Consider the following 677-nt stretch of genomic DNA (forward strand, 5'->3'; position numbering starts at 1 on the left):
CCCGTAGCAGATATGGATATTTCCGATGCTCCGGATGGGGCACGGTCGTGCGCGGCTTCTGGTAGATCGCCCGCAGGCCCATGATCGCCATGAGCCGCCGGACCCGCTTGCGGCCCACTTCATGTCCCAGGCGGCGCAGATGCCATGTCATCTGCCGTGAGCCATAATAGGGCGTTTCCAGGAACTGGGCGTCGATCAGCCGCATCAGCTCCAGATTGGCCTCGCTCTGTGGCACAGGCCGATAGTAGACGCCCGACCGGTTGAGTTGCAGCAGCGTGCATTGCCGGATTATCGGCAGACGCGCTCGCTTCGGGTCAATCATCTGCCGCCTCTGATCACGCCCAACCGAGCAGAGGCATCGCGTAAAAAATCCCGTTCCACGAGAAGTTCGCCTATCTTCGCGTGCAGTTTCTCCACGTCAGCTGGGCTGACCGGGGGCTCAGCCACCGTCTTCCCGGAAAAGGTCGCCGCCATCCCCTCGATCGCCTGCCGTTTCCACTGGGCGATCATCGTCTGATGTACCCCATGTTTCGAAGCCAGTTCCGCCAGCGTCAGTTCCCCACGGATCGCCTCCAGCGCAACCCGTGACTTGAACTCTGCCGCATACCGTTTCCGCGTAACCTTGCCCATAAAACCCGTCCTCGTTCAGGCCAGATGATAGCTTATCGCCCTGTCCG

General features: G+C 61.0%; 1 pseudogene. It reads right to left on the reverse strand.

What is annotated here, in order from left to right:
* Positions 1–630: pseudogene (locus GOB85_RS18920) on the reverse strand (IS3 family transposase); the annotation flags it as partial.
* Positions 631–677: the final 47 nt, after the last annotated feature.

This window comes from Acetobacter fallax, assembly GCF_011516735.1.
In the GTDB taxonomy this organism is placed as follows: Bacteria; Pseudomonadota; Alphaproteobacteria; order Acetobacterales; family Acetobacteraceae; genus Acetobacter; species Acetobacter fallax.